The sequence below is a fragment of the Clostridium boliviensis genome (assembly GCF_033342255.1).
Lineage (GTDB): Bacteria > Bacillota > Clostridia > Lachnospirales > Lachnospiraceae > Lacrimispora > Lacrimispora boliviensis.
The window spans coordinates 1-205 of record NZ_JAWONS010000110.1 but is presented as its reverse complement, the minus strand read 5'-3'; the positions used below and the strand labels follow the sequence as shown (position 1 = coordinate 205).

1 protein-coding gene is annotated in these 205 nt (G+C 61.5%); it reads right to left on the bottom strand.

Annotation, left to right across the window (positions count from 1 at the left end; genetic code table 11):
- Positions 1–205: hypothetical protein (locus tag RZO55_RS07815; RefSeq protein WP_318063726.1), on the bottom strand; the 205-nt coding region annotated here is incomplete at both ends.

Below are 205 nucleotides of genomic sequence, written 5' to 3'. Positions count from 1 at the left end.
ACCAGTAGGTCCGGTATCGCCAGTAGGTCCGGTATCACCAGTCGGTCCGGTATCACCAGTCGGTCCAGTATCACCAGTAGGCCCAGTGTCACCAGTCGGTCCAGTATCACCAGTCGGTCCAGTATCACCAGTAGGTCCGGTATCACCGGTCGGTCCGGTGTCACCAGTCGGCCCGGTATCACCAGTCGGCCCGGTATCGCCGGTC